Source organism: Clostridium sp. MSJ-8, from assembly GCF_018918325.1.
GTDB lineage: Bacteria > Bacillota > Clostridia > Clostridiales > Clostridiaceae > Clostridium.
Genome location: NZ_JAHLQH010000038.1, coordinates 19619 through 30249 on the forward strand (window position 1 = coordinate 19619; position 10631 = coordinate 30249).

At 30.7% G+C, this 10631-nt stretch carries 11 protein-coding genes and 1 pseudogene; all 12 read right to left on the reverse strand.

Going from position 1 to position 10631, the window contains the following annotated elements; translation table 11 throughout:
• Nucleotides 1-5 precede the first annotated feature (5 nt).
• Entirely contained in the window at nucleotides 6-1433 is a 1428-nt protein-coding gene (locus tag KQI77_RS08110; protein ID WP_216389947.1) for an aldehyde dehydrogenase family protein, read from the reverse strand.
• 25 nt (nucleotides 1434-1458) lie between these two features.
• Complete coding sequence (locus KQI77_RS08115; RefSeq protein WP_216389948.1) at nucleotides 1459-2241, reverse strand: ABC transporter permease; 783 nt, start codon at nucleotides 2239-2241, stop codon at nucleotides 1459-1461.
• Between the two features lie 12 nt (nucleotides 2242-2253).
• Nucleotides 2254-3255, reverse strand: coding sequence for an ABC transporter substrate-binding protein (locus tag KQI77_RS08120; protein WP_216389949.1), 1002 nt, complete (start codon nucleotides 3253-3255; stop codon nucleotides 2254-2256).
• A 21-nt stretch (nucleotides 3256-3276) separates the two neighbouring features.
• Nucleotides 3277-4785: an AMP-binding protein gene (locus tag KQI77_RS08125; RefSeq protein ID WP_216389950.1), complete on the reverse strand. Its 1509-nt coding sequence runs from the start codon at nucleotides 4783-4785 to the stop codon at nucleotides 3277-3279.
• Nucleotides 4786-4811: 26 nt separating this feature from the next.
• Nucleotides 4812-5588 carry an ABC transporter ATP-binding protein gene (locus KQI77_RS08130; RefSeq protein WP_216389951.1) on the reverse strand — a complete coding sequence of 259 codons (777 nt, stop codon included), beginning with the start codon at nucleotides 5586-5588 and terminating at the stop codon, nucleotides 4812-4814.
• Nucleotides 5589-5981: 393 nt separating this feature from the next.
• The gene (locus tag KQI77_RS08135; protein ID WP_216389952.1) at nucleotides 5982-7055 is read right to left on the reverse strand and encodes a LacI family DNA-binding transcriptional regulator; all 1074 of its coding nucleotides are present in this window, start codon (nucleotides 7053-7055) and stop codon (nucleotides 5982-5984) included.
• A gap of 193 nt (nucleotides 7056-7248) precedes the next feature.
• Entirely contained in the window at nucleotides 7249-7560 is a 312-nt protein-coding gene (locus KQI77_RS08140) for a pre-toxin TG domain-containing protein (RefSeq protein WP_216389953.1), read from the reverse strand.
• 366 nt (nucleotides 7561-7926) lie between these two features.
• Nucleotides 7927-8148: a hypothetical protein gene (locus tag KQI77_RS08145; RefSeq protein WP_216389954.1), complete on the reverse strand. Its 222-nt coding sequence runs from the start codon at nucleotides 8146-8148 to the stop codon at nucleotides 7927-7929.
• Complete coding sequence (locus KQI77_RS13280; RefSeq protein ID WP_367397289.1) at nucleotides 8149-8799, reverse strand: TNT domain-containing protein; 651 nt, start codon at nucleotides 8797-8799, stop codon at nucleotides 8149-8151.
• A pseudogene (locus KQI77_RS13285) lies at nucleotides 8779-8922 on the reverse strand (pre-toxin TG domain-containing protein); the annotation flags it as partial. The pseudogene KQI77_RS13285 and the gene KQI77_RS13280, both read right to left, overlap by 21 nt.
• 129 nt (nucleotides 8923-9051) lie before the next feature.
• The gene (locus tag KQI77_RS08160; RefSeq protein WP_216389955.1) at nucleotides 9052-9525 is read right to left on the reverse strand and encodes a toxin-antitoxin system YwqK family antitoxin; all 474 of its coding nucleotides are present in this window, start codon (nucleotides 9523-9525) and stop codon (nucleotides 9052-9054) included.
• Nucleotides 9515-10631 (reverse strand): YwqJ-related putative deaminase (locus KQI77_RS08165; RefSeq protein ID WP_216389956.1); only part of this gene is annotated, 1117 nt, incomplete at its 5' end. The genes KQI77_RS08160 and KQI77_RS08165, both read right to left, overlap by 11 nt.

Consider the following 10631-nt stretch of genomic DNA (forward strand, 5'->3'; position numbering starts at 1 on the left):
AAAATCTACTCCTTTATTCCATTTTCAAGAAGTTCCTTTGAATAAACTTCTTCTTCTTTTAATGGTTTATTTCTTTTAATAATTCTTGATACAGTGGTTGTATTAGTGAGATTTTTCCATGTTATATTCTCACAACTACTATTTCCACCCCATGTTCCGCATCCCAAACTATTTGTGCTAGGCATTCCATTAAAATAAGCTCCTGCATTACCCATAGATTGAGATTGATTAACAAGTATTCTTGAAACCGTAATACTTTCAGCAAGTGTATTTATCTGTTCTTCTCTATTTGTATGAATACCACAACTATGTCCATTTCCTTGATACTGTAATATCTGCTTTGTTTTACTAATAGCATCCTCTATTCCCTTAACCTTGATTAAGGTTATTACAGGACAAAGCTTTTCTCCAGTTGTAACATATTCTCTTCCGCACCCTTCAGATTCTTCAAGTAAAATAAATGATGTATTTTCTGAAATATCTATCCCCGCTTTCTTGCCTATAAAGTAAGGACTTTTCGCTGAAATATCACGATTAATAGAATCATTGTCAGGCCATGATGGCCATATAGTTTTCTTTAATTTTTCTTTTTCTAAACTATCATTTGATATGAAGTAAGCTCCATGTTCCTTACATGCTTCTATAAAATCATTATAAATTTCCTCATGACAAAGAATATTACTCTCAGATGAGCAGCTTGAAGAATAATCAAATATTTGAGATATTCTCAATTTTTCTGCAACAATATCAATATCTGCACTATCATCTACATATACAGTAGCATTTCCTCCTCCAACTCCTATAGCAGGAGTTCCTGATGAATATGCTGCTCTTACAAGTCCATTTCCACCAGTTGCAACTATAAAGTCACTCTGCCTCATCAATTCCCTAGTTGTTTCTCTGTTAATGTGCTCATTGTCAATATATTGAATCCAATCTTCTGGAGCATTATATGCTTTTAGAATTTTCCTTATATATTCAACTATAAATTTTGCTGTTTTTACACCTCTATGGTGTGGAGAAATAATAAGTGCATTCCTACTTTTAATAGCCCACAAAGCCTTTACAATTGGTGTAGATTCACCATTTGTAACAGGAATAATAGCAGCTATAACGCCTATAGGTTTAATATAAGTTACAAGTCCATTCTCTTTATCTTCTTTTATTATTCCTACTGAACGCTCACCTTTCATTTCTTGATAAACACTCATAGATTTATTTTTTATTTTTTGAGCTTTGTCTTCTTCATTTCCCATTTGAGATTCTTGACTTAAAATATGAACTGCTTTTCTTCTAAAGTCTTCTAAAATACATCCATAAGATACTACTTCACACAACTCATCTATTCTCTTCTGATCATATTTCTCAATCTCACTTTGAGCAACTCTTGCCTTATCCACAAGTTTTTTAATATAATTTTCTGAATTGCACATACTATACCTCCTACATCATTATTTTTTAATCTACTGCTTTCCACTTTTTAGTCATATTCTCTATTGGAACAAATAAAACCCTATCCATTAGAATCATCATCGCACCAAGACATAATATAGTAACAATTGTAACTTCTGTATGACCTGTACTACGTCCAACATTTAATATATAGCCCAAACCATTTGGAACTCCTACAAGTTCAGCTGCAATCACAACTCTCCATGCAAATCCAATACCTAGTCTGAAGGCTGAAACAATATTAGGAATAATACTTGGTAAGATACATTTAGTAATTATTTGTATTTTTGATGCCCCCATTGTCTGTAATGCTTGATTAAGTATTGGGTCTACATCTTGTACTCCCTGAAGAGTATTAGTTATAATTGGCGATATTGATCCAACAGTTATAATGAAAATTGCTGCTACATCACCTAGTCCAAACCACAAAATTGCAAGTGGAACCCAAGCAACCCCTGGTATAGGTGAAATAATCCTAAATATTGGATTAATAAAATTGTAAAAATGTTTATTTAAGCCCATAAATATTCCTACAGGTATTCCTATACATACAGCTATAGCAAATCCTTTTAAAACTCTTACTAAACTTACTAGTAAATTACTTATCAAATCCCCTGATACTATCATTTCATATATTGATTTAAGTACTTTACTAGGAGGTGGAAGTAATAATTGACTAGATTTCACAGTAACATGTCCAAATATCCCTGTTGATGATGCAATATTCCATATTAAAATTAAAATTGCTATTGATAAAATTCCTTCAATAATTGAAATCCACTTTTTCATAATAATCACCTTTTATTTAAGAAATTCATAGTTATAGAATTCCTTTGAATCTGGTATACTATCAAGATAACCAAGATCCTTAGCCCATATAAGTGTTGTACTTAGTCCTTCTTCATCGATGTTATAATTGAAATCTACTCTTGCTTTTGAGGATTTAATTACATTTTCATCTAACTGCAAGATTTCTCCAATAACCTTATCTGCTGACTCATCATTATTTATAAAATCAACTGTTTCTTTGTAAACACTTATAAATTTCTTTAATTCTTCACTATGATTTTCAATAAACTCTTTCTTTGCTGAAACAACATTTACAGGATAAAATGTGCTACTTCCAGTTGCTTTCTTTATTTCTGCACCTGAATCATAAAGTATCTTTACATCATTACCAAATTGTTCTTGTGCTTGTGTTACATATGGTTCCCATGTAATTATTGCATCAACTTCTTTTGTTACATAAAGAGATGTTGCCATATCTGCTGGCTTCATTCCTGATTGAATTGTTACATCTTTTTCTGGATCAATTTGAGAATTTTTTAGTATATAATCTCTTAAAAGTGTGTCTGTTACAGTTCCAACTCCAGGTTCTGCTATTACTTTTCCTTTAAGATCCTTAACTGAATTAATTCCCGAATCTGAACGTACAAGTAATACATGTCCACCACCATTAGCTCCAGCTATTACTTGTAGATCTACACCTTTTTCATACCATGTTGCAGTTGGTGCAATTCCCATAACTGCTACATCAACTTCCCCTGCTGCATAAGCTTCTGCAAGTGAGCTTCCATCAGCGAATTCTAATACCTTTACCTTAACACCTGCTTTTTCAAAAAATTTCTCTTGTTCTGCTACAAATGGAGTTACTGTTCCAATTGCTTTTATGCAACCTACTCTTATTTCATTAGATGATGTTGCATTTTTATTTGAATTGTCCTTATTCTGGCATCCTATAAAACTCACTGTTAAAAACAAAGTTGCAATAATAATTGATAAAAATTTAATCTTTTTCTTCATAAGATTTCCTCCTCTATTTCCTTATAAATTTTCTTTCTTATATCTATCTATAAATTTAAGCCTTTGAATCTTTCCACTTGGTCCTTTAGGAAAATCATCAGTAAAAAAGACTCTTTTGGGTACTTTAAAATTTGCTAATCTATCTTTACAATAATTAATAATATAATCCTCTGTTAGATTTTCACTATCTCTTAGTTTTACATACGCAACTACTTCTTCGTTATACATAGGATCAGGGACTCCAACTGCAGCTGCAAGTTCTATTTGTGGTATTTGATATAGAACTTCATCAATTTCACGTGGTGAAAATTTTTCTCCTGCACGATTTATAAGCTCCTTCTTTCTTCCACTTATAAACAAATACCCTTCTTCATCAAGATATCCTAAATCACCCGTATGAAACCATCCATCTAAAAAAGATGATTTTGTTTCTTTTTCTTTGTTAAGATATCCTTGTGCTATATTATCTCCTCTAACTATTATTTCTCCTTCCTCTCTAGCAGGAAGAAATTCCGAATTATCATTTATAATTTTGATTTCATTTCCAAATCCTAAACCAACTGAACCTACTTTTGTTTTTTGTGGTGGTAATGGATTTGAAGCTATCTGGCTTCCTCCTTCTGATATTCCGAAAGTTTCTATTATAGGGACGTTATATCTACTCTCAAATTCTTTTAGAACAGCTATTGGTAGCGGAGCAGATGCAGATCTTGCAAAACGTAGAGAACTATAATCTAGAGTTTTATCAAATTCCTTACTTAATAAAATTGAATAAATAGTTGGTACTGCACTTATCCAAGTTACCTTATAGTTATCTACATTTTTCCAAAACTTAGAAGCACTAAATTTAGGAGGCATTATCAATCTCATTCCTGTAGTTAACGGAGTAATTAGAGTTACTACTAAACCATTTATATGAAATAATGGCAATGAACATAGTACTGTATCCTTGTCAGTAAGCTTATGCGCCTCAATTATATGTTCTGCTTCTGAAAGAAGATTTTTCTGTGTTAGCATTACCCCTTTAGGATTTCCAGTAGTACCTGATGTATACAATATTAATGCTAACTCTTGATTTTCTACTTTATCACCTCTATATTCTTCCCTTTCAAGTACTAGTAAATCTCGAATTCCAATTTCTCTTGTTGTAAATGAAAATGTATTTGTTAATATATTTTGTGTTCTCTCATATATAGACTTTGTTGTAATCAAAAATCTTATATCAGCATCATCAAGTAAATATTTAAGTTCATTTTCCTTATAAGAAAGGTTTACTGGAACTGCGATTTTATTATCATAAGTTACACCGAAAAAAGATTCAGCATACTCAATACCATTCTCCATAAACAAAGCAACTTTATCTTGTTTATTGATATTTAACTTATTTAAAAAGTCGCTTATTCTCTCTACTTCATCATTGAATTCTAAAAAAGTTATTTCTTTTTTTGTGTTTGGTTCAATTATGAAAGTATTATTTCCTCTATCTTTACTTTGACTTTTTAATAATTCTTTAAACGAATCATATGCCATATATCTCATCCTTTCTATTGTTTATTTTATATGTTGTATTCAATAATTCTGTTATCACAATATCCGTATTGCTCTAGAACATAGTTCCTTATTTCTGTAAATTCTTCACTAGTTCTTATTCTTGGTCTGGATATATCAACATCTACTATTGTCTTTACTTTTCCTGGTGAAGCAGTCATCACAACAATTCTGTCTGAAAGATATACAGCTTCATCAACATCATGAGTTACAAACACGGTAGTAAATTTCTCCTTCTGCCATAACTCAATCAAATCATCCTGTAGATTCATTCTTGTAAATGCGTCTAAGGCTCCAAAAGGTTCATCCATAAGAAGTACTTTTGAATTCATTACCAAAACACGTGCAATGGCAACTCTCTGTTTCATACCTCCTGATAATTGATATGGATAATTCTTTTCAAATCCATTAAGTCCAACAATATCTATTGCCCATTTAACCTTTTCTGCTATTTCTTTCTTATTATGCTTTTTAAGTTCAAGTCCAATTGCAACATTTTTCTCAACTGTCATCCATGGAAATAATGCATATTCCTGAAACACCATTCCCCTATCTCTACCTGGTTTTTGGACTAATTCATCATCTAATAGAATTGTTCCTTCATCAGTTTTTATTAATCCCGAAATGAGTTTTAATAATGTAGATTTTCCACAACCAGAAGGCCCCAACAAACAAATAAATTCATGATCCTTTATCTCTAAAGATACATTGCTTAGTGATATAAATTTTTCTTTTTGATTATTTTTTGTAAAACTCTTTGTAACACCATTAATTTTTACTGACACATACTTTCCCTCCTTTTTTAATATTTATCTCTTTCGTTACACCTATTATATTGTCATACTTGGATTTATCTCAAAAAAAAATGTGAAAGCGATGTCTTCACTTTCACATTTTTTACCATTTTATGTTGATATTCATGTTTTTTTATTCATTTTTTTATCTTAATTTCTAAGATATATCCCCTAATTCTGTTATTGTGCAAACGCTGTCTTCCTGTTATTTACACTATCGAGCTAATATTTGAGTTAAATATTAATTTCATTATTAGCATTTTCATGAAAAATTGTACCATTTTTTCATTTTTAAATGACATAATTAGGATTATTTATATTATACTCTAACTAATTTTATCTTTATTATCTTTTTATTTTAGAGGCAAATATCATACTTGTATTCTAAATATAATAATTCCAATAACTATTTCCTGGAGGAGTACAACTACTTCTTATAATAAGTTGTCCACTCATTTCAACCTTTGCCGTACATTTATACAAACCTTCTATACGTCCAATTAATAGCGAAACTGCAAATCTCCCCATTTCCTCTTTAGGTAAACAAATAGTAGTAAGCATTGGATTAGTATTCTGAGCTTCATCAATATCATCACTTGAAATAATTGATGGCGTATAAAACCTTCTCTTATGCTTATTTATACACTTTAACATTCCCACAGCAATAATATCATTTGCACAATAAATTGCTGTAGGAGCATATTCCATATTAAAAATTTTCTTCATAGCTTCATATCCATCAGCTTCAGTCTGTCTAGTTCCTATAATCCAGTTTGGATCCACATCAATATCATGCTTGCATAAAACTTCTAAAAACCCCTTATATCTAGACTCATCATGATATTCACCTACATATCCTATATCTGTATGCCCAAGTTGAATTAGATATTCCACAGCCATAGTAGCTATTTTTCTACCATCACAGAAAACCTCATCTATATCATAATTAATAGCATTACGATTTACACATACTATATTTTTATATTTTTTATTCCAATGTTTTAAAGCCTCTTTGTTACACTTTCCAATAATGATTAAACCATCATTTTTATCCTCAGTTTCTTTATACATCTCACTTATTTTATGATCTAAATCCATACGTTGGCATTTGCTATTATTAGAGAAAAATGACTTATACCATATGGTTGATAAAATACAACCTCTTTTATGTATTTCACTTTCAATTACCTTTAATAATTCTGTATAAAAAGGATCATTCTGCTGTTCATCCATTCTTGTTACCAGTACATTTATATAATATACCTTACTTTTCTCCTCTGCATTTCCAAGTTTAAGATTTCTTGCCGCTTGATTAGGTGTGTAATTCATTTCAATTGCCACTTTCCATATCTTATCTCTTAATTCCTTGGAAGAACACTTATGCTGTGGATTATTTAAAACTCTTGAAACTGTAGAAGATGATACACCAACCTTTTCTGCTATATCTTTAATTGACATAATTACCCCACCCCCAATTTGAGTCATGTCTTACATTCTTTTGTTCAACTATATCCTATTATTTTTATAATTTTCCACAATTAATTAAAATTACAAACACTGTGGCCAAAAAAATAGTGAATCACCCATATTATAATCAAAAAATAATATAAGGTATAACCACTATTAACTAACAAAATAATAACACAGAATCTCACAAAATCAAATCTATATCAGATAATACATCTATTGAAGCTATATTCTTCTCTAGTCCTTTTACTTCATCCTTTATTACTGCTTCTGTAACTTCTTCTCCTATGTCAGTTATTGCACTCTTTCCTGCTCTTCTTAAAAGACTATTAATTCCACCTTTAAATATACCTTTTAAACACTTAGCTATTGCTCCTATTGGTATTAAAGATACTCCTCCTATTATTCTTTGTAGGAAGCTTAGCTTCTCATGAGTTATAAGATTCTCTCCACTTATTACTTCAATTAGAGTTTTTCCAAATACTACAAATGACACACAATCTAATCCTTCCCCTAATCATTTAATTCTAGCTCATTACTATTAATAACCTTTTCTAATTTTATCTCTAGGATACTACTTTTTAATACTGATTTTTATAGAAAACACTTACAACTATATAATAATACTTTAACAGAAAAACGCACCCTTTCACAATATTTTGTTACTAAGAGTGCGTTGTATCAATATGTTAAATTGGCAATGTCCTTTTGTATACCCTACTAGGCAAAATTTCGCTAGCATCTATTAATTAACATCATGGATTTCTTAATTGCTTCTAGGTAGCCATGATGGTTAATTAATAGACGTGTAGGAGTTGTAGGTTGTTGGGATTTCTAAAGTATAACCCTAATAATATGTTTTTTAATTCATCAATTGGTCATACAAAAATTGACACGCTTCATTTTCAGAGTCAAAAATTTCATTTGTTGTCTTAATACCTCTTTCTAAATAATAAACAAACCACTTATCCTGAATTTTTTCCAAGCATAAACATTCGTCTTTTTTTCCCTGTCCTGTCAGATTATAAATATAATCTGGGACTCCAGCTATTTTTAATTTTTTTTCTAATACCTCTCTAGTCATTTATTTAACCTCCTTTATATAGCCTAATTCTTTTAATTTTTTGATATTATTGGGTAATTCATACTGTATTCCACCCCCAACTTGTTCAAAAGCAGGAGCAATCTCAGATATTGTAACGTTATCAATTGGTTTTAATACTTCATATTTATGGTATGCATTTAGGTTCTCAATATATGGAAGTACCCTTTGTTCATATGGTACTCCTGCTGGTGATGTATATTTTCCCCATTGACTTCCATATCTATCAATAATAGTTCCTGCAGGAATAGTTTGATTTTCCTTGATTGTTCCTGGTACTCGCCCACCATTTGGTGCCCACTTTTCCCAATCAATATTTCCATCTGCATCTAAAAATTTAGTATCTCTTACAACTAATTCATCAGTACCTATAGCCTTACTACCACTCTCATTTACCTCTTTTATTACACTTTCAACAACCTCTCTACCTTCTACCTCCCCTATCTCTTCTACAGTTTCTCTTACTACTTCTTCTGCTACCTCTGATGCTATATTCTTCTCTAGTCCTCTTACTTCATCCTTTATTACTGCTTCTGTAACTTCTTCTCCTATGTCAGTTATTACACTCTTTCCTGCTCTTCTTAAAAGACTATTAATTCCACCTTTAAATACACCTTTTAACCACTTAGCTATTGCTCCTATTGGTATTAATGATACTCCTGCTATTACTCTTTCTAGGAAGCTTAGCTTCTCATGAGTTATAAGATTCTCTCCACTTATTACTTCTATTAGAACTTTTCCAAATCCTACAAATGGTACACAATCTAAGAATTATAATAATATTATTATTTTTTTGCATTCAGTTACTTAATTATTATGCATTGAACTATACTTCAATATTCAAAGCTTATAATTTTTAGTATATTATTGTTTTGTAACTTAAATTCACTCGTTTTCTATAGCATGTTTATAAAATTTTTCTTGACTATCTCTAAGCTTTATATCATCTTCAGTTGGTTCTGATTTTTCCTTTATTAAATTTCCTTTCTCATCCCATTCTTTTAATGTTAAACATACACCATATTCATATCTGCTTTCCGATTTTAATATACCATTATTATACCAATTCTTTTCAATGCCAAAAGTTCTTCCTCTTTGCATATACTGCATACTCTTTACTTTTCCATCATTGTAAAACTCAATAAAATCCCCATCCGAAAAACCATTTTTATAATAACAATAATACATTAAATTTCCATTTGGATAAGTTTCATAGGTTAATCCTGTAAATGGTTTTCCACCTGCTTCTTTTGAGTTATCTAAAATTCTATCACTTAAATACTCTTGTTCTAGAATGTCATCATCAAAATCTATTCCATTCTTTAAAACATAGTCTTTTGTCAATATTCTATTTTCCATACTTTAACACCTCCGGGAAATAACTTGCTCCATCTGTTATATATTCACAATGTGGGCATCTTGGCATAGGTAGTCCTCTAGGCTTCAACTTCTTTCCAGACCTAACTACATACATCATAAAATCTTCTAACTTTGCATTAGGATTTGCTAACATCGCTTCATTTAAAGCATATACTTCTGCATGCGAGCCAGCTCCTAATGTCCACTTTTCATAACTATTATAAGTTTCTAACAGCATGTTGTCTATTCTTTCTTTAATTATTGGATGAAGTTCTGTTGGTACCTTACCTTTAATATTATTTATTCCAAAATAGTATTTTCCTGTTTTTGTGTCTAAAACTCCTGCAACTGCTGGTCCTAATTCTTTCTTACTAATTCCTGATTTATATAATCTATCTATTTCATCATTAACTGCTCCACGTAAATTAATTCTATTATTAACTTGCTCTGAAGTTAATTTACCATATTTATTTCTTAGATAATCAAGTCTATTTAATTCAAGGTTACTTACCTCCTCTTTTATTACCCGCTCAACATTATCAGATCCATATTTACCTACAAAATACTCATTCCATTCTTCACCGCTTCTAGGTATTTCATTGGCAAAATTAGTTTTTATTCTGTTTTCAACAACCTCTCTACCTTCTACCTCCCCTATCTCTTCTACAGTTTCTCTTACTTCATCCTTTATTACTGCTTCTGTAACTTCTTCTCCTATATTAGTTATTGTGCTCTTTCCTGCTCTTCTTAAAAGACTATTAATTCCACCTTTAAATACACCTTTTAAGCACTTAGCTATTGCTCCTATCGGTATTAATGATACTCCTGCTATTACTCTTTCTAGGAAGCTTAGCTTCTCATGAGTTATAAGATTCTCTCCACTTATTACTTCAATTAGAGTTTTTCCAAATCCTACAAATGGTACACAATCTAATAATGTTGATATATTTCTTTTCTTCTCTAGTATCTTAGGATCTTCGAATTCTTCTATCTCTGATATTGCTTCTACATATTTATCAAATGTATATATATCTTCTTCATCTGATAATTCTACTCTCTCACAATAACCTTCATAGCTTTCTTTTATTATATCACCAAATTCCCCA